At 59.4% G+C, this 18,594-nt stretch carries 16 protein-coding genes and 5 pseudogenes; 15 read left to right on the forward strand and 6 right to left on the reverse strand.

Annotated elements, in window-relative coordinates:
• The 6 genes and pseudogenes from K289_RS46750 to K289_RS0138195 form a co-directional block, all read left to right on the forward strand.
• Positions 1 to 212, forward strand: a pseudogene (locus tag K289_RS46750) (IS701 family transposase); the annotation flags it as partial.
• Positions 209 to 364, forward strand: a complete 156-nt coding sequence (locus K289_RS51960; protein ID WP_198024866.1) for a hypothetical protein — start codon at positions 209 to 211, stop codon at positions 362 to 364. The pseudogene K289_RS46750 and the gene K289_RS51960, both read left to right, overlap by 4 nt.
• Before the next feature lie 173 nt (positions 365 to 537).
• Positions 538 to 870, forward strand: coding sequence for a hypothetical protein (locus K289_RS51110; RefSeq protein ID WP_156918410.1), 333 nt, complete (start codon positions 538 to 540; stop codon positions 868 to 870).
• Positions 871 to 1,038: 168 nt separating this feature from the next.
• On the forward strand, positions 1,039 to 1,368 hold the full coding sequence (locus tag K289_RS0138180; RefSeq protein ID WP_027556193.1) for a P27 family phage terminase small subunit: 330 nt from the start codon (positions 1,039 to 1,041) through the stop codon (positions 1,366 to 1,368).
• A gap of 500 nt (positions 1,369 to 1,868) precedes the next feature.
• Positions 1,869 to 2,315, forward strand: a complete 447-nt coding sequence (locus K289_RS0138190; protein WP_156918411.1) for a hypothetical protein — start codon at positions 1,869 to 1,871, stop codon at positions 2,313 to 2,315.
• On the forward strand, positions 2,316 to 2,981 hold the full coding sequence (locus K289_RS0138195; RefSeq protein ID WP_027556196.1) for a hypothetical protein: 666 nt from the start codon (positions 2,316 to 2,318) through the stop codon (positions 2,979 to 2,981).
• Positions 2,982 to 3,714: 733 nt separating this feature from the next.
• Here K289_RS0138195 and K289_RS46760 read toward each other — a convergent pair.
• Positions 3,715 to 4,763, reverse strand: a pseudogene (locus tag K289_RS46760) (IS110 family transposase).
• Positions 4,764 to 4,816: 53 nt separating this feature from the next.
• On the opposite strand from K289_RS46760, the gene K289_RS0138205 reads away from it, so the two are divergent.
• Positions 4,817 to 5,008 carry a cold-shock protein gene (locus tag K289_RS0138205; protein ID WP_035687500.1) on the forward strand — a complete coding sequence of 64 codons (192 nt, stop codon included), beginning with the start codon at positions 4,817 to 4,819 and terminating at the stop codon, positions 5,006 to 5,008.
• Between the two features lie 949 nt (positions 5,009 to 5,957).
• On the opposite strand, the gene K289_RS0138215 is transcribed toward K289_RS0138205, so the two are convergent.
• Entirely contained in the window at positions 5,958 to 6,242 is a 285-nt protein-coding gene (locus tag K289_RS0138215) for a DUF3892 domain-containing protein (protein WP_027556198.1), read from the reverse strand.
• A 794-nt stretch (positions 6,243 to 7,036) separates the two neighbouring features.
• Here K289_RS0138215 and K289_RS0138220 point away from each other — a divergent pair.
• Positions 7,037 to 7,360: a hypothetical protein gene (locus K289_RS0138220; protein ID WP_245284122.1), complete on the forward strand. Its 324-nt coding sequence runs from the start codon at positions 7,037 to 7,039 to the stop codon at positions 7,358 to 7,360.
• 220 nt (positions 7,361 to 7,580) lie between these two features.
• On the opposite strand, the gene K289_RS51115 is transcribed toward K289_RS0138220, so the two are convergent.
• Positions 7,581 to 7,769 (reverse strand): hypothetical protein, encoded by a 189-nt coding sequence (locus K289_RS51115; protein ID WP_156918412.1) that lies wholly within the window; start codon positions 7,767 to 7,769, stop codon positions 7,581 to 7,583.
• Between the two features lie 270 nt (positions 7,770 to 8,039).
• Between K289_RS51115 and K289_RS51120 the strand changes: the two genes are divergently transcribed.
• The 3 genes and pseudogenes from K289_RS51120 to K289_RS46765 all read left to right on the forward strand — a co-directional run bounded on the left by K289_RS51120 (position 8,040) and on the right by K289_RS46765 (position 10,616).
• Complete coding sequence (locus tag K289_RS51120) at positions 8,040 to 8,204, forward strand: hypothetical protein (protein ID WP_156918413.1); 165 nt, start codon at positions 8,040 to 8,042, stop codon at positions 8,202 to 8,204.
• A 759-nt stretch (positions 8,205 to 8,963) separates the two neighbouring features.
• Positions 8,964 to 9,405: pseudogene (locus K289_RS53250) on the forward strand (hypothetical protein); the annotation flags it as partial.
• A gap of 183 nt (positions 9,406 to 9,588) precedes the next feature.
• Positions 9,589 to 10,616 (forward strand): annotated as a pseudogene (locus tag K289_RS46765) (IS110 family transposase).
• 192 nt (positions 10,617 to 10,808) lie between these two features.
• On the opposite strand, the gene K289_RS0138245 reads toward K289_RS46765, so the two are convergent.
• Positions 10,809 to 11,045, reverse strand: coding sequence for a hypothetical protein (locus K289_RS0138245; RefSeq protein WP_027556202.1), 237 nt, complete (start codon positions 11,043 to 11,045; stop codon positions 10,809 to 10,811).
• A 341-nt stretch (positions 11,046 to 11,386) separates the two neighbouring features.
• Between K289_RS0138245 and K289_RS51130 the strand changes: the two genes are divergently transcribed.
• Positions 11,387 to 12,256, forward strand: coding sequence for a hypothetical protein (locus K289_RS51130; protein WP_156918414.1), 870 nt, complete (start codon positions 11,387 to 11,389; stop codon positions 12,254 to 12,256).
• Positions 12,257 to 12,581: 325 nt separating this feature from the next.
• Here the strand turns inward: K289_RS51130 and K289_RS49660 are convergent, their stop codons facing one another.
• Positions 12,582 to 13,058, reverse strand: a complete 477-nt coding sequence (locus K289_RS49660; RefSeq protein WP_084788907.1) for a UPF0149 family protein — start codon at positions 13,056 to 13,058, stop codon at positions 12,582 to 12,584.
• 183 nt (positions 13,059 to 13,241) lie between these two features.
• Between K289_RS49660 and K289_RS52660 the strand changes: the two are divergent.
• A pseudogene (locus K289_RS52660) lies at positions 13,242 to 13,369 on the forward strand (class I SAM-dependent methyltransferase); the annotation flags it as partial.
• An 854-nt stretch (positions 13,370 to 14,223) separates the two neighbouring features.
• Here the strand turns inward: K289_RS52660 and K289_RS0138270 are convergent.
• Entirely contained in the window at positions 14,224 to 15,897 is a 1,674-nt protein-coding gene (locus K289_RS0138270; RefSeq protein ID WP_027556205.1) for a PAS domain-containing methyl-accepting chemotaxis protein, read from the reverse strand.
• 478 nt (positions 15,898 to 16,375) lie between these two features.
• On the opposite strand from K289_RS0138270, the gene K289_RS0138275 reads away from it, so the two are divergent.
• Together K289_RS0138275 and htpG are read left to right on the forward strand one after the other, a co-directional pair.
• A complete protein-coding gene (locus K289_RS0138275; RefSeq protein ID WP_027556206.1) occupies positions 16,376 to 17,038 on the forward strand; it encodes a hypothetical protein in 663 nt (220 codons plus the stop codon).
• Between the two features lie 516 nt (positions 17,039 to 17,554).
• On the forward strand, positions 17,555 to 18,594 hold a 1,040-nt coding region (gene htpG, locus K289_RS0138280; protein ID WP_027556207.1), incomplete at its 3' end, for a molecular chaperone HtpG.

Here is an 18,594-nt window from a genome sequence, read left to right on the forward strand (position 1 = left end):
GCCATCGCTGGGCTATCGAGGACAGCTTCGAAACTGCGAAGAACGAACTCGGCCTTGATCACAACGAAACCCGCTCCTGGCATGGCTGGCATCGCCACGTCTCACTCGTCATGCTTGCCTTCGCCACGATGGCCGTCATCCGTCATCGGGCCAACACCGATCCATTGCTCAAAAAAACGCAACCGCGGTCTCGACCAAAGCACCGTTCTTGATCCGCTGGTCGATCCAGGAAATCCGCCGCATCGCCATGAAGCTTGCCCAGCGGCGCATCTCGCACGCCCACATCCTCGCATGGTCATCCTGGCGCAGGGCCCATCAGGCCAACGCGCGCAAGGCCCATCTCAGGCAACAATTACAACTGTAATGCTAGGCGGATCGATCAATTTCAACGGCGTCACGTTTACGGTCAGTGCTGCCGGCAAGCTCATTGTCGCCGGCCTTCCCACCGCGGATCCGCACACAGTTGGCGCTTTATGGGCCAACAGCGGCGTTCTCACGATCAGCGCCGGCTAACATTTCAAAAAAGGATGTATCAAGATGGCTCTTTCAGGCGTTCACATTGCGTGGAGCTATTGCACCACGGGTGCAGTTCCGGGCAGCAATCAGGTCAACAAAAACCCTGCGACTCTTCCATATAAGACGGTCTCGTCTGAGACGATGGCGTCGGCAGCGACCTCGACGTCGTCTGCGCCGGCACCTTCAAGCGATGGTCGTCCTCTTCTCTCCATCGCATCAAGCGCGGCGATTTTCTACGCGGTCGGCGCGAGCCCGAACGCAAGCGCGTCGCCGCGCCGCTACTTCGATCCAACCAACGGCCCGATCGATATTTACGTTGATTCCGGCGACAAGTTCGCGTGGATCGCGGCGTGATGTGAATGGGTGAGGCGAGCAATAAAGTTGCGCCTTGCCGGGGGCATATTGAAGCTTTCTTGCGTTCGCCACTAGCTACCGGCGGCCCTCAACAACAATCGCGCGCGCTGCCCCGGTTCAACTAGTTGCGACCCTCGCAGCACCGCATAATTCAACGGATATTTTGATTTGAAACACGTCATTCCGACGCATCTTTCCGCGCCATCTCGGCGCTGGATCAAACAGATTTTGGCCGATTTTGACCTAGAAGTCTTCCATTTTCGCCTTTTGGTGAAGGCCGCCGAGGCATGGGACCGGAGCGAGCAGGCGCGGGAGCAGATCGCCGCTGACGGCATCACCGTTCCCGACCGGTATGGCGTGCTGAAGGCTCATCCTGCCGTTGCCATCGAGCGCGACTCCCGGTTGGCGTTCGCGCGCTTGCTCCGAGAGCTGGCGCTCGATGCTGCAGCGCCTGATAGCCGGCCGCCCAGAACCGCTGATTACGGGAGTCGCAGATAATGCCGGTCCGTACGCGTAAGAATAGGAAGCGCGCCGTCGCGGACGCTGCGGCATGGGCTGACGTGTTCTCCAGCGAATTCGATTTCTTCGGCGATCTGGCAGACGCCGGAGTCGAGACCGACGCCTACGGACGGCCCGATCGCGAGGAGGCGCACCAGGCTTGGCAGCGGTTAGGGGCGGAGTTCCTGCGGCTCACGCCTCCGCGCCACCCAGCACTAGGCCCGCCTTGGGCTTTGCAAGAGTCCGGGGAGCCGCCATGCCCACGCGGTTGAAACGAACCAAGCGGCGGCGCAGCGTGCACATTAGCCCCGAGGCGGTCGAGATATTCAGGCGCGCACACAAAGCACCAACCAACGCAGACAGGTGCGCCCTGGCTGCAGCACTCGGCCGGTCAAACTTTGCCGCGTGTCCGCTCGACAGCAAGCCACGGTCGTTGATCGGCTGCGACACCGAGCCAATTGAGGATGTGCTCGAACTGCGGGCGGAATTGCTTAAGAGGAGTGGATATGACTCGCTCGACTAACTGCCAATCCATCCTGCATGTCGTCATGCCAGGCGTTGAAGTCGCGCGCGAGATGCCGCTGCCGCGCGAGACCGTGACGGCATTTCTGCGCCGCTCTGGGTGGGCTACGCGCGACCGAAAGTATGGCTGGCAGTTCAAGAAGGGCTTGCCGACCATACTTGAGATCAACGGCGAGGCGGTGCTGCGACGCGACTGGCGGCGTCGGCGGATCCGCGCCAGCGACGTCGTGCGGTTTGTGTCCTATCCGCTTGGCGGCAACAGCGGTGCCAAGCAGGTGATTGGCCTGGTGGCGCTGGTTGCAGTGGCGGCGTTCGCGGGACCGTTGGGTGGTGCCGCTGCAAGCGCTCTCTCCCTGCCCGGGTGGGCGGGGTCGATCATAGGCGCGGGTGTCGGCCTTGGTGGAAAATTTGAGAGGATTATTTGAATGTCTGCAATTATCACTCTGGCGCAATCCGACCGCGTCCACATTCTTACTGACGGGGCAGCCTATCGGCCAGACGGCACGATTACGCACTTCACGCAGAAGGTTCGCGCTGTTCCGCATCTTGAACTCGCCTTTGCGATGCGGGGGGCCGCGATCGGTTTCGGCCCTATTGCCGAAGAGATTCAGGCGGCAGCAACATCGTTCGATTGGTTGCGCACTGTGATTGTGCCACTGATAAAGGCATGTAGCGAGGCCTACGCGAATCTGCTGCAGCAATGCGAGGCCGGCCCGGATTTTGAGGTCGTTGTTGCCGGAATCTCGGAGACCACAGGTCCATCCGCCTACCTTGTGGCCTCTCATGGCCGGTACGGTGAACCTTGGATTGTGCACGACCTGCCAGGATTGGTTGCATTGCCGTGCGACGAAGAAATTCTGCATGGCATTCGAACTATCGTACCGCCTGGCGCTTCGCCCGATGATGTTGATCCGGCTCGCGAGGGGGTGGCGATCATGGAGATACAGCGCAAAAAGCCAAATCTGGATAATGGCGACCATTGCGTCGTTGGCGGGTTCGCGCAACTGACGACAATCGCGGCTAGCGGCATCAGCACGCGCATCATTCATCGGTGGGATGAAGATGTCGTTGGGCAGAAGGTGGCTGCGTGAGGCACGCGCCTGCTCAGACTGATCAACTTTCGCAGGCCAATCTCAAAAGATGACGGTGATGGTCATCCAAATCGTACTTGTTCACCACCTGGGCCGTTCTCATTGGTCTGGATCGTGCCTCAGTGCATCCACAAAGCGGCTGTGTAGAGTCATCTCATTCTTCGATCCGTCAAGCAGAACACGAAGGCGGTGGCGCGTTCCGCCCGATCCGAGAACAACGCCATATCGGCCGGCCATTCTGGGACCTGCCGCGGCGGCCACGATGATTCGTTGACCTTTCACCAACTCGTTTTTGACGAGCGTGAAATCCAGTAGGTTCGGCAGGCTGCGTCTGTTTGACGGAGGCATGGGGGAAATTTCTTAACTAGGGGAGTCTTGCTTTTGTCGAATTTTTGGAACTACCTTATTTTTTTTATAATGGAGAAGTAAAGTGGCATTGGGTACTGTGAAGTGGTTCTGACCTTGCCCCCATATGTGGAACGGCCCGCGTGGCAAGAGCTTTTTCAGTCGATTTCACACATTGGAACGGTGCGGTCATATGTCCGGCCTTTGCGCGCGGCACATGGCCGCTGGCCTCGATGAGATCCGCGGAACGAGGAGCTAAATCAAGTTTACGCGTTTGAGCGCATTGGGGGCAGTAGCTTCACTCGTTTCGGGATTTCGTCCCATGGGTTCATCGCTGTTGTTGCACCTTGCCCTCTGCCGGCCTGCGCCAGTCAGATCGTTTTGGCGGTCACTGCGTCACCGCTGTAATCGCCAGTGGTTCGGGACGCCGATAAATTCCGCCCTTGTTCAGGAGCGCCCAGATGATCCGCGCCGTCTTATTGGCCTGCGCGACGGCGACAACCTTGAAGGGCCGTCTGGCGAGAAGCGCCTTCAGCCACGGCCGCGCCCGAGCGTCATTTCGGACAACCCGCAAGACGGCCGTTGCCCCGACAACGAGTAGAGAGCGGAGTTCCGGATTTCCCATCTTCGATATGCGTCCCAGCCGCTCTTTGCCTCCGCTTGAATGAGACCGCGGCGTCAATCCCAGCCAGGCGGCAAAGTGGCGAGCCGACTTGAACCCGCCAGGATCCGGCACAAGCGCCTTGATGGTCGCCGCCGTAATGGCGCCGACGCCAGGGATGGTAGTCAACCGGCGCATGTCCTCGTCGTGCTTGGCCTCCATGACGATTGCGCGCTCGAGCCTCTCAATCTGGTCGGCTGAAGCTTCAATCTCGTCGGCAATAGCCATGAGCGCGAAGCGCGCCGCTGCGGGCAGGCGAGCATCTGTCTCGTCCCGCACGATTGCGACCAGCACCTCAACCTTTGCCAGGCCGGCGGTGGCGATGATCCCCAATTCGGCTAGGTGCGCGCGCAACGCGTTGACCGCCTGCGTTCGCTGCCGCACTAGAAGAGCGCGGGTCTTCAGCACCATCGCGGCAGCCTGTTGCTCGGCCGTCTTAATCGGCACGAAGCGCATGGTCTTTCGGGTCACCGCTTCGCTGATGGCCTCAGCGTCCGCCGCATCCGTCTTGCCACGCTTGACGAAGGGTTTGACATAAGCTGGCGGAATGAGCCGGACCTCCCCTCGTGACCGAGAGCTGCGATCTCGCGTGCCCAATAGTGGGCGCTACCGCATGCTTCCATCCCCACCAGGCATGGTGGCAGCTTCTCGAAAAAACGCAGAACTTCCCTGCGCCGTAGCTTCCGGTTGAACACGGGTGAGCCCTCGGCATCCGCCCCGTGAACCTGGAAAACGTGCTTGGCCAGATCCAGCCCGATGGTGATAACCTGTTTCACGGAACGGTCCCTCCTTTGTGGCGTTCGAACAACGACCACGTTCTAGCACTTTGATGCTGTTGGAGTTCAACCCGACAAAGGGCTACGGGTTCATTCAACCTGACAACGGCGGCAAGGATGTGTTTGTCCATATCTCGGCAGTTGAAAAAGCTGGTTTCACCTCGCTCGCAGAGGGAGCCAAGGTTAGCTTCGACGTCGTGAACAATCGCGGAAAAGACTCGGCGGAAACTTTGCGGATCGGGTGATACAGCGCCGCCTTAGCCAAAGCCTGCGCGAAAGCGCGGCGCACCTGAGATAATACGGGGGTGCAAAACCCCCGTCGATCTAGCCGTGAAACCCCACTAAAACCCGAATGGCGAAAAAGGCGCCCGCCGCCACAATGACGGTAGCGCTAATCGCGAACAGTACCCTCAGGCTATTGTTCATGGAGTCTCTGGGGCCCAGCAAAGATCGCTTGCGGTTACCTCGCACTGTCCAACTAATTCCAAAAATAGATTTATGACATGCTTTAAAGTTTCTACGTCATCGACATCAAGAGTCGGAGAGACAATCAGTACGCGAGAATCGATTTGTCTTGTGGCGATCTCTATCGAGGGTGGCGGCGTAAGGATACGTGGATAGCATAGCTGATGGATATCCCTGAACTCCTCTCGCTCTTCGAGTTGGCCCCTTCCTGACCACTGTTTCCACTTCCAACTAACCGTCCTGATATAGCGCGACTCTTTCGGTTTTGTTCGGTCCGCGTGCCACTTCCCCTCAGTGTTGAATTGAGAGACTGGTCCTCGTATCGGAGGAAGCAGCGTGGTCCCATCAGGAGATTCTTCTGAAAAGCCAGCGCGAACTAGGGCGCTGACATCGTTTGAGACATCAGCAATCACTTTGACAAACGCTCCGGTAGCAATGTGCTTTGTGTAGCGATCAAGATTATGAATTCGAGTGTTCTTAATGAGCATTGGGGTGCCCTGATTTGCCAGGGGTACGACCTAGGGGCGTTTATGGTGCCAACGACAACCGGACCATAGGATTAGCTGTGCGCACTTACGTTCACGGACATTCCAGCCCGAGTTGTTGATCTGTCTCAAGCAGACATCGATCTGCTGCGAAAAGGCAAGCGCAGCAAGCCTGCAGAATACGAGTCTACCAAGTCAACGTGCGATTGACCGTGCGACGAGGGGCGAAAGATGTTACTGAAAATCACGGACACTCAGCGAGCAGAAGAAGATTGTTGGGTTGAATGTCGTCCGCCGACGTTTTGATGTACTTGTGTCCCTCGTGCGTGGCCCGGACCACATCAACCCTGCGGCCGTTTTCTTCGACATAGAACTCCCATTCGTCGCTCTCGATATCTTTGATAGCCTGATCGATGGATCGCTTCCACGGCGTCCCGTCGGGGTTTGCTCCCCCAACATGTGTGATTCTTTCGTGAGGGCTCTTTCTGTCCGTCTTGTTGACGTAGCGAATGCGTGCGCGTTTAGACATGCTAGTCTCTCCTATATCTGCAAGGCTAAGTGACAGCTTAGACTTCGGCCTGGACAAGGCAGCCCACCAATCCTGGTGGGTGCTTGGGAGCCCTTTCGCCGATACAGCTTCGAGGGCACGCCCATGGACCACCTCAGAGCGCGCCGTGCCGGTCCGCTTTGCCATTCAAGGTGGCAAGGTTGGCCACCAAAGTTAGCGGCGCGTGGCAGGGACAGCGCTGGCGTGCTCGCGACGCCCCAAGCGCCGAGTCACATTGCTGCTAACTTCACTGGCAGCGCGAGCGCGGTAGGGACAGCGTCGGCTACGACGACCCCCGGTCGACGCCGAGTCGCGCGCGCTGCTTCAATTGCGAGGATAGCTCATTGTGGGCGAGCTATTTGGCTCTGCTGAACAAGCGATCTAATACGGCGCCTGGGTCGCTAAGGATATCGCCAGCGATCCCGATTACGACCGTCGTGCGGGCACGGTCGTAATCGTGGTTGACGCCTCCGGTGCAGAGATCGCGGCGCTGGCGGAGGAGGGGCGGGCGGAAGTGGTGGAGGTGAGGGGATAGCGGGATGTCGTCTGCATCAATGAAAGCTAGCCAAGAACCGGATGGCAAAGAACGCCCCTGCGACCCCGGCCACAGTGGCAACTAGCGCAAAGGCGATCTTGAGGCTTTCGTTCAAAAAATTCTCGCTCCCCCGAGAGGCTCAATACCCTAGGGTGCTACCAATTTGTATCGTGGAGAAGTACCGCAAGCACCTACCAATCCTGGTAGATGTCGATCTCATGTGGCCTGGGGCAAATGCGCCATGGCGACTGAATTAGATTCGATTTTCGATGTGATTGAGCATCACCGCGAGCTTTCCGCGCAATACGATGCCGTGGTATCCGCGAAACTAGACGACGGACCCGAACTTGGTGCCGCCGACGCAATCAGCGACGAACGGTCGTTGGCTCTCCAGCAGTACGCAGCCGTGCTCATCCGCTCCAAACCGGGCACGCTTGCGGGCGTCATCGCTCTGAGCCGCTACGTCGCCAGCCTACCGGCTTGGCTGCTGTCTGATGAATATGATTGGCATCAACCGTTTCTAAGGACGTTAGCGGACGCGCTGGGCAAAGGCGCCACGCCATAAAGTTGTCGAACTTTTCGATCACACGGGATGCGGGCTCCCTCGCACGATGGTGACGCGCACACACTGTCTGAACGAGCCTGACAGGTTGGCTCGCCTAGGCGGGTACTAAATGGGTGTGTAGCACTCAGCCTGTCTTCCCTTCATGCTCCAGGTACACGCTTCTTCGTCATGCCAACAGAGAGCGCACGTCTCATAGAGTCCAACCTTCCCATTCGCGTGTTCACAGCGGTGGCGGCAACTTGCTCTTTTCGAGCAGTTGGCGAACCGACTTAAACTCATTAAGTAAAGCCGCAATCCCAAAAGTCATCACAGCGAAACTCATTCCCAACGTACCAAGTATTTCGTGGATTGTGCTCTTGGCTCCTGCAGGGACAAAGAAGCCGCCAACTTTTTCCAAAATTCCAAGCAACCAAGATAACTCCCGCTAAAATCGGGAAGATTGTGTTGCAGCCGCCGCGCGAGAGCAAGCTATTTGGCTGCCCTTGCCGCTGCGCTCCTTCCGTATCTTTACGGGCCAAGCCCGCACCGCTCCCAACTCGGGACGCGCGGGCGTTGGAAGGTGTGAAGGCGCTGTTGATTGCGAATTAGTTTAAAAATGGAGATGGAAGAGCGAGTGTCGCGCGCGTATATGCGAGGTGTGAAGCGCGTACGATTCAACACGTATTCGGGCTGAGTACAAATGAAGCGCGATATGGATATCATCAGAGCCTTGATGCTCAAGCTGGAGGCTCTGCCAGTCAACGGTCACGCCATACCCGCGGTCGGGCCTGATGATCGATTGCGCTTTGCGCGTGAAGCCCGCCAAGCTGCGGGCGCATCGTCGGCAGCGCCGGCTGTCGCCTGAGGCAGACCAGACGCCCGGTCCAGAAATCAGTCAATCGCCTTGCGGGCTCAGCGCTGCGTGCCGGGGATCGCCCCGGGCACTATGCCTTTTCTCACCCACGTATCGAACGCGTCCTGGGAGCAGCCGCAATAGGCGGCTGCGTCGACCTTGGTGAGGCCCCGAGGTGCGATCTAGTCGGCGCGTTTTTATCCGCTCCGAACGCCTCAGCTCGGCGGGCGAAGGTTGGTTGCGTTGGTGATCCCCGTCCATTCTGACCCCCAGAGCGAAGTTAGCGGCAACGTGACTCGGCGCTCCCATGTCAGATACAGCGCTGTCCCTACCACGCGCGCCGCTAACTTCAACGGTCCCAGCCTCAAGCGGCAGAAGCGGACCGTCAGGATGTTATCCGTCCAGAAAAACTTCACCGGCACAACTACTAGGACTGGCCGTCGCAAGTGGCTTGACGATTAGTTGGGACCGGAAGCGGCGCGGGCGCGACTCGGCGCCGGATTCCAGCTTGGGGAGCCATAGATCGGGCGCTGTCCCTACCGCGTCCGCGCTGTCAATTGAGGTTAGCAGCGACGCGACTCGGCGCTAAGCCGTGCTTGTCGTGGAATGTGCGTCGCTCAAACTCCCGCTCAGCTTCGGTCACGGCCGCGTCGAGTCGGTCCCATGCCGGGATGAAAGGGCGCTCGGAGCGCGTGTTTACGAGGAACACGGGAATGCCTGCCTTCGCAAGCTTCACCGCATTCTCTTTGTTCTGATAGCGCGCCTTATCACGATCCCAAACTGCTCACCGCCGAGCGCCTCCAGTATGAGGGCTATCTCCGCCGCGAAGAAACCAACGCAACGATCTTGGGCCTGTCGAAAGGCGGAACGCCGATCAAGCAGATCGTGCGCCAGACCGGCCATAGCAGGAAGCTGGTACGACAGGTGATCCGTGGCGAACGCCACGATATCTTCCGGACCCGGCAGAACTCACTGGATCAGCATCTGCCATGGCTCGGCGACCAATGGGCGGCCGGTTGCCGAAACGGCGTTGAACTTTGGCGCCGTTTGAGGGTACGCGGCTTCCGAGGCTCCCTTCGCGTTGTCGGCGAATGAACGACCCGCAGACGGCGGTCCGAAAAGGCCGATATCGAAAACCTCCACCGGATCCCAGCCCTGGTCGAACGGACAGACTGAAGGTCAGATTACTCGCCTCAAGCTCGTCAGACGTTAAATGTACGGCCGCGGAAAAATCGATCTGCTTCGAGCCAGACTGATAGGTGCCCAATGAGTGAGCTGCACCAAAATTGCGTCAGAGCTAATATTGCATACGATGACGTAATTGCGGTCAGCGCTCGTGGCACGAAAGGTCCATTAGAATCGAGCTCTCGCAATCAACCGATTCGGAGAAGCTGTCATGAAGCAATATGTCGGACTCGATGTCTCGCAAAAACAACTTCAGTATGCGTGGTCAATGAAGCGGGCGAGGTCTTGTTCGAGGGGAAGGCCAAGTCTGACCCCGGGGCGCTCACGGCACTGCTTCGCAAGCGGGCGCCACAGGCGGAGCGCATCGGCTTTGAGACCGGCGCGATGGCGAGTTGGCTGTGGCACGAACTTCACAGGGTCGATCTTCCGGTGGTTTGTATCGACGCTCGGCATGCCCACGCGGCCTTGTCGGTACGCATGAACAAGAGCGATCAGAATGATGCTCGAGGTCTGGCCGAACTAGTGCGAGTTGGCTGGTATCGAGAAGTCAAGGTCAAGAGCGAGGAAAGTCAGAAGATTCGCGCGATACTCGTCGCGAGATCCCGGCTCGTGGCCATCCGTCGAGATATTGAAAACCAGGTCCGCAGCCTGATCAAGGAATACGGGCTGCTGTTTCCACGCGCGATAGGTCTGCAGTTCCGCAATCTGGTCCGTGACCTGTTGGCTGACGGTCATCAGCTCCTCGGTGTGATCGCGCCGCTTCTTTCGATCCATGAGCAGATCTGCAAGCAGCAAAGCAAGTTCGACGATGAAGTCCGGCAGCTTGCGAGGTTGGATGAGACGACGCGTCGTTTAATGACGGTTCCTGGTGTTGGTGTGGTGACTGCCTTGACGTTCCGACATACGATCGATGACCCATCGCGATTCCGATCAGCGTCGAGCGTCGGCGCCTATCTGGGTCTTACACCGCGGCGCAGTCAGTCTGGCGAAACGGATATCAATGGCAAGATATCCCGGTGGGGCGACCGTCTTCTCCGAACTTACCTGTTCGAAGCGGCGACAGTTCTGCTTTATCGGACGAAGAAATGGTCTTCTCTCAAGGCTTGGGGAGTGAAGCTTGCCAAGCGGATTGGCATGAGAAAGGCAAAGGTTGCCATCGCGCGGAAGATCGCCCTAGTCCTTCACTGTATCTGGGTAGACGGCACATCGTTCGACTGGGGCCAGGCGAAGGAAGCCTGATCCGATTTTGTGAAGTTCCTGGTCCGGTCCGCCGGACTGGCGATGTCCCGCTGGGACGGTGTTGTGGCGACCTCGTTCATTCGGCTGGTGGCGGCTTGACCGTACTCCGCTGCAGACGTTGAGGCACCCGACCCGGACATCATCATGAGGCGCTGCGCGACCTCGGAAAGGACCATGACCCCAGCGACGACGTCAACCGGTCCGAGCGATCTCATGCCTGGCCGGCAAACCATGTATCACCCGCGCCCGTGCCGTCTCCGCAACCCCGACCAGCTGCGACGGCACGAGCGCTACCACCTTGCCGTCGGAGAGTTCAAAAATGTGAGCTTGACAACAATCCGCAATTAAAGGGCCGAATGACAGCAGGTGCCGGTAGCCCTTTTCATCCATCCAGTTGGCCCGCGCCGGTGGCATGCGCATCCAGAACAAGATGGGCGATATCCTAAGACGTCGGCACCGCGATCGTGCGCAAGACTCTATTTTGGCTGAGCGACGTTCGTTGTCCGGTTTCTGACGGCGGGACGACACTTGTCTCCAAACACCGACTGCCGTCTGCCGCGCGCGCGGATTTTTCAAGTGTAATCAGTCGCCTAACGAGGCGTGCACTGTTGGCACGTCAATTGCCCACTCATGTAAGGAAGACGCAATGGAGAAAAACACTGCGACCCCTGATTTTATCGCTGTCCCTGGAAAGCATGCTGTCCGCTGAAAGCGCGAATGCGAGCACTTGGCCGCGGGGGTCTACTTCAGCGCCGATAGGAGAACTGAGAATGCCGGAGCGCATCCAAGCCAGCTCACCAGCACATTCGCCCGCCACGTTGATCGTACCCGAGGCTGGATCACGCCCGACAGAGCCCGACGGCAATTTGAGAGCGCGCGCTATCCAAGGAGGCGAACGGTGCACAGCCTCGTCATTTGTTAAAGCGCGCGCGCAGCTTGCGGCATCACTGTCGGGTGCGAACGTTGAGGCGCTTAGGAACGAGATCGGGCTGGCCGAGCAACGAGCGGCCCAGTGGTCAACAGCGACCGGGCCTTCAGCTGGTAGTGTCAATTGTGACGACATTTTCGACGACGTGTTGGCATCGTTGTATGTAAAGCAGCAGCGTTTTCAAACCGAGGATAGTCATTGCAAACCAGTCGAGGAAGACAAGACAAGCGCGATAGCGCACGTTCGTAACACAGCGCGCGAGCGTTCTTCCGTCGGTCATTATTTGGAACGATATCCTCTGGATCTGGCGCGTAAGGCCGCGTGGCACATTCGCGGTCTGACGGATTCGCCTTTTGTGTCCATGGTCGAGGACGCCTCGCAACTGGCTGTTTCGCGGGACCCCTGGGCGAAGAGGATCGCCAACAACGCGAGGACGCTGCACACTTACACGGTACCGCGGGCGACTATCTGGACGCCCGAAGGGATCATCGGCAGCATTGCGCTCGGGATGAATGTCGACGATGAGGACAACATAGATATGGATACAAACCACATAGTGGCGCTGAGCCGAACGCCAACCCAAGAAACCGAGGTACTATTTCGGGGCGGTAATCTGGGTGAGTATCGGACCGCCTGCGAACCGAATCCGTACGCCGCCGGTCCAAGCAGCAAATCAAGAGCTCAACGATTGGCGACGGGCGATTCAAACTAGGCGCGTGTCGCGCATGATGAGGCGGCTCGCCGGTGACGAGAACCCAGCGGACGTCGTAGTAGGCCTTGCGCTCCTTCCGGATTTGCGCCGACATGCTGTAGAAACGTTGCGTGCTGTGCTCGGAGCGTGCGAGCGCCGGGTCGGCGATGGCATGCGCGATTCGTCAGTTGCCGTCCTCGAAGTGCGGGATCGTGAGCAGGGATTTCAGAGGATCGTGAGCAACTTTTCAGCGGCTCAGCCCGCTTCCGCCGACAACTCACCCGGCTGAGGAACTGCCTCGTCAGTGAACGAGGGTAACCGGTATTAGCTCCCACGTCCGCGATGATCAGCGGTCGTGTGTGTAGCGGATCGGCATCCAGTACTGGCGCAGCGCCTCGACGGCCGCTGGGATATCGAGGTAGGCATTACGGAGAAACTTTTCGGCTTCGCGACCGCTTCGTGGCGGTCCGAGCAGCGGACGGCCCTGATCGTCGCGACAGTGCAGCAGGATGGGCAGCAGCAGGCCGTGATTGACGTTGTTGGCGTCGAGCAACGGCGCCCACGCCGACATCCTAAGCCGCATCGCGGCATAGAAACCCTGGCACCAGGAACGCGGATCGACGTCGCCATTGGGGTTGCGGTGTATCGGCTCGAACCGATCGGGGGCGGTCGAGAGGGTTTTGCTGATGTCGTTGTGGCGCAGCGCGACGGCGGAAATCGCGGCGAACTCCGGCGTGCCGCCATGGTTGAAAGCGTCGGCATCGATCGCGAGCAGCGGGCAGATCCAATCGAGCGCATCGCGTCCGGGCGAACCAAGAGCCATCAGCTGCACGAGCTACGCGCCTGGAACTGGAAGGCGGCGCGCCGGCGCACACCGCAGGCAGCGGCATGAGCCCACGTCGCCATAAAGCAGCATCGTCGATGGCATCAGCCGCGATGACGCTTGCGGAGCTCGAGCGATGGCTCTAGGTTAGCGTCGCTCGCCATCCTGCCGCCACCAGCATTCCCAGCGGATGCGCGCGCCACGCCTCTGGAAGACATTGTCACCGTCGCCAGCGGCAGGGGGCGGCCGATCGGGCCCCGTTATGTTCACGTTGAAGGCAACGAGGCTTGCAGGTCGCGCTGGAGCCGTGACAGGTTCGTTTTCCGGGTGTGACCCAGGGAACTATGCACCTAAGTGGATCATGCCCTCACTCCCTGTATGGTTACGTTCTGTCCGGTCGGTAGAAGCCTTGCTCATGACAGCTTTGCCGAAAGCTTCACCGGACGGATACCGCTCTTGACCGCTGAATCGAGAAGCGCCGCCAACGCGTTGAGCGCTTCCAGGCTGACCAAGGGTTCTGCCGTTAGGCTGCCACCGCGAGCACGTGCCGCGCGGTCGAACATCCAGGATAGGATGGATCTTCAGAAAACGCTGCGTCTCCGATCCATCCAGCGTGCAGCGGAAAACCCATCCGCCTTGTCGATCACAGCATGGACGCCACCCTCGCGGCCTGCCCAAGCGTCAAGCCGGTACAGAACCTCACGGCAAACGGTCCCGTGGGCGTTCTCAAGCCTTGTTGGACAATCTCCGGCGACTCCGCTCGCAACTCGGATGGAAAACACCATCGAGTCGCGTTCACCTGCAACCCGCGACGGGATCTGGCCCTGCGCTATGCCGATGGCTCCGCACCAGCTCCCTGTTGACCCATCACCGATCGATGGCAGCGGACGGACAAACCTCACTATATCTTTCAAAAGCCGAGGGCGGTGATAGCGATACTGAAGCCGATATCGAAACAAATTCGAGTGAAGCAAGTATCGAGATAGAGTCGTCTGGCAGCGCCCCTTCTTGGTACCTCGAGTGCGCCCTTACGTTAGGCTGAGGAGTGGCTGTGAAGTTGGTCGCAACGACGAGTCCGGACCGGAAAGTCATTGGTTTCTGGTCGGTACACCCGGGCGAGATCATCGGAATCAGCATTTCTGCCTCTCTTCTCCGTGATCAGACGCTAACCGGCGGCAATCGCCGCGGCTTCCGCGGCGGCGCGCTGCATGCTGGTCGACATCTCGTTGGTGACCGTGCTCTGCTCCTCAATGGCGGCGGCGGTCGAGGTCACGTATTCGCTGACATTGTGGATCGCCTGCTTGATCGAGCTGAGCGCGCTGACGACGTCGCCGGAGATGCCGTTTAGGCTGCCGATCTCCTGGCCGATCTTGTCGGTGGCCTGCTTGGCCTGGTTGGCGAGGCCCTTCACCTCGGAGGCGACCACCGCAAAGCCACGGCCGGCTTCACCCGCGCGCGCCGATTCGATCGTGGCGTTCAGCGCGAGCAGGTTGATCTGGCCGGTGATGCTGTTGATCATCTCGACGATGCCGCTCATCGCCTGCGCGGCTTCGGTCAGGCGCTGGGCCTGCGCGTCGGCGGAGGCGACCTGCTCGACCGCACCCATCGCGGTCTCGCGCGATTTGGTCATCGCTTCGGAAATCTCCCGCACCGAGGCGTAGAGTTCCTCGGAGCCGGCAGCGACCGATTCCATCATGCCGCGGACGCGCTCATTGCCCATGCGGACCAGCACCTGTTTGGTGGTGTCGGTGGCATATTTCACGACCTTGAACCGCTTGCCGTTGAGATCGAGGATCGGGTTGTAGGAGGCCTGGATGTAGATCTCCTTGCCGCCCTTGCCGATGCGCTTGTACTCGGCTGCCTGATACTGGCCGCGGTTGAGCGCAGCCCAGAACTCGCGATAGGCCGCGCCGTCGCGTTCCGACGGCTCGACGAACATGCTGTGATGCTTGCCCTTGATCTCGGAGAGGCCGTAGCCGAGGGTCGCGAGGAAATTGTGGTTGGCGGTGATGATGGTGCCGTCCATATTGAACTCGATCACCGCCGGCGCTTTGTCGATCGCCGCGAGCTGGCCGGCGAGATCGACATTCTTCAGCTTCTCCGCGGTGACGTCGGTCGCAAACTTGACGACGCCGAACGGCTTCCCGTCCTCGTCGAGCAGCGGATTGTAGGAGGCGAGGATCCAGACCTCGCGGCCGCCCTTCCCAATGCGCTTGAACTCGCCGGCCTGGTATTCGCCGCGGTTGAGCTTTGCCCAGAACTCGCGATAGGACGCGCCATCGCGCTCGGCCGGCGGCACGAACAGGCTGTGGTGCTTGCCCTCGATCTCGCTCAGCGAATAGCCGAGCGTGTTGCAGAAATTCTCGTTGGCCGTGACGACGGTACCGTCGAGCTTGAATTCGATCACGGCCTGCGCGCGACCGATGGCAGCGATCTTGGAGGCATCAGCCATATTGCGGACCTTCTTCGCGGTGATGTCGGTCGCGATCTTGACGACCTTGGCCGGCCTGCCGTCGCCGCCGAGCACCGGATTGTAGGACGCCTCGATCCAGACCTCGCGCCTATCCTTGGCGATCCGCTTGAACTGCGCTGTTTGGGACTCGCCGCGATTGAGCGCGGCCCAGAACGCCCTGTAGGCCGCACCGTCGCGCTGTTCAGCCGGCACGAACATGGAATGGTGCTTGCCCTGGATCTCGTCCAGCCGGTAACCGAGTGCATCGAGGAAGTTCTTGTTGGCCGTGATGATCGTGCCGTCCGGCTTGAACTCGATCACGACCTGCGAACGGCCGATCGCGTCGACTTGGGCCTGAGCATCGCAATTAGTTTTTCGACCGAACATCGGCATTCCTCCATACAAAAAGTCGGCTTGTAGGAAACGCATCGTCAAACACTCGTGCCTCCTACGGCTGCGACAATCCAAACATTCTCGAGAGACCCTGATTGACGTGTCCCCTGCGCGGCTTCAGGAGATTGGCCCCTTTTTCTGCTCGACAAGACGCGAGAGCGCCCACCCTTTTTAGGCGTCAGCCTCAAAAAGATGGTTAACGAAGAACTGAGAACAGATAAAAAATCAACGCCTTGCGCAACCAATAATAGTAAACCATCAAAAGTCATGCTTTTAGGCGTGCTATCAGCTGTAGCCACCGCAGCGCCCTGCAATGGCCCGTCGTACCAAGAAGGTCAACGCCATCACCACGCCGATCGCGCAGCTTCCCTCCGCCCTTCTTGTTGCGCGCAATAATCCATAGGCAGGCGGGAATTTGCAGCTCGCTTCACGTGCACAACTCAGAATTGTTCCTCTCGGGAGCCCAATCCTCTTGGTCATTTGCGCTACTGTCCCGCAGATTGATCAGAGCGACATATGCGCCATTGACGATTATGGGGCCAAGATAGATTCCGCGGGTGGCAACCTGGCCTTCCACGTCACCAAGGAGCTCGAGCGGCGTGGCCGCCGCGTCATCGCGATCGTGATGTTCGACTCCGGTCGGGTGCTCGAGACGTTCCGTTTCCCCGACGAACAGGTCGCCCGTCTGGCGGACGAGTTCCTCGAAGCCGACGGCGTGAAGGAGTACGTACACAGCGCGGTGCTTCGTGACAAGGCAACGCGCACCATTCACAAGTATCTCGAGACCTTGTCACAGACAAAGGACGATGGCGTAATAGACGCCGAGATCCATCTAGCTAGTCTCTTAGTGCGTTTTATGGAAGAGTCTGTCATAGCATGCGATCCTCTTGACGATGCGCCGTCCGAGTACCGCGAGGTGGTGCGCTCAACACTTGCCGCTGCCTTTGGCTCATCGGACGCGGACTTGATCGCGCCTGTTCGCGGCGGCGCGTCTGGAGCCTTCCCTAGAGTAGAAGGACCGGCAAGCCACCTGCGTAATCCGCATCAGTACGAATCCATGCAGATCGCAGCCGGGATCGCGCCCAGGGTCGACTACATCGACGCAACAGCACGTGTTGATCACGGACTTCATTGAGGAGAAAGCTCTCCGCACCTTTCCAGGCGGCGCACTCGCACTTCCGCCAGAGCGGTTGGCGCACTCTTACAAAAAGTGCGGAGTATCCGGCCATTTCCGGCCTTTGTCGAATATCCGGAAATGTTGGGCCATCTATGGTTGTGGGTCTGTCAAACAGGGCCTTTGCACCGGGCGTCCTCGATCCTTGCACGGAGCAGTTGGAACCAGTAGGGGGCCGTTATGCCTGGGACCTGCGGCGTCAGTCTCAAGCCACAACGACCCGGTTCCAGGGAATATTCTGTTCGACGGCAACCGCTTGTGGCTGATCGACTGGGAATCGGCTTATCGCATCGATGCCTTTGTGTATGTGGCGATCACCCTCGACAGCTTCGCGCGTCTATCTCAATGAGTCTAGGAGATGGGAAGTTGTCGTGGGCGGCGTCTTGAAATTGGGGCTGCCCCATCACATCCACTTGATCCTCTGGCTCCTCGCGCTATATGCCAGGTTTCTTCCTCTTTGATAAACCGGGTGAACGCATGACGACCACAGATACGGCCGCACACACGCAGCCCTTCCAGGCCGAGGTTTCGGAGCTCCTGCACCTGATGGTGCACTCGGTCTATTCGGAGACCGACATCTTCCTGCGCGAGCTCGTCTCCAACGCGTCGGACGCCTGCGACAAGCTCCGCTACGAGGCGATCGCCAATCCGGCGCTGCTTGGTGAGGGCGACGCGCTCAAGATCCGCATCGCCCCGAACAAGGCCGCCGGGACGCTTACGATCGCCGACAACGGCATCGGCATGGAGCGGCAGGAGCTGATCGACCATCTCGGCACCATCGCCCGCTCCGGCACCAAGGCCTTCGTGGCGAAGCTGAAGGAGGCCAAGGACGGCCTCGGCCTGATCGGCCAATTCGGCGTCGGCTTCTATTCCGCCTTCATGGTCGCCGACAAGATCATCGTCATCAGCCGCCGCGCCGGCGAGAGCGACGTCTGGACCTGGACCTCCTCCGGCGGCTCCGGCTTCGAGATAGCCCGCGCTGGCGAGGAGGACGCCGGCCGCGTGACGCGCGGCACCGAGATCGTGCTGCACCTGAAGGACGATGCGAAGAAATACCTCGAGACCTACGAGATCGAGCGCATCGTCGGCGCCTATTCCGACAACATCCTGTTTCCCATCGAACTCGTGCCGGAAGAGGGCGAGCCGCGCCAGATCAACTCGGCGAGCGCGCTGTGGCAGCGGTCGAAATCCGAGCTGACCGCGGAGGACTACAAGAAGGCCTATCAACAAATCGCCTCGGCCTTCGACGATCCCGCGATGACACTGCATTATCGCGCGGAAGGCCGTTACTCCTACGCGGTTCTGCTGTTCGCGCCGTCGGCCAAGCCGTTCGACCTGTTCGAGCCCTCACGCAAGGGCCGCGTCAAGCTCTATGTCCGGCGCGTCTTCATCACCGACGATGCCGATCTGTTGCCGGGATATCTGCGCTTCATCCGCGGCGTCGTCGATAGCGAGGACCTTCCGCTCAACATCTCGCGGGAGATGCTCCAGAACAATCCGCAGCTCGCACAGATCCG

This window comes from Bradyrhizobium sp. Cp5.3 (assembly GCF_000426265.1).
Taxonomy (GTDB): domain Bacteria; phylum Pseudomonadota; class Alphaproteobacteria; order Rhizobiales; family Xanthobacteraceae; genus Bradyrhizobium; species Bradyrhizobium neotropicale.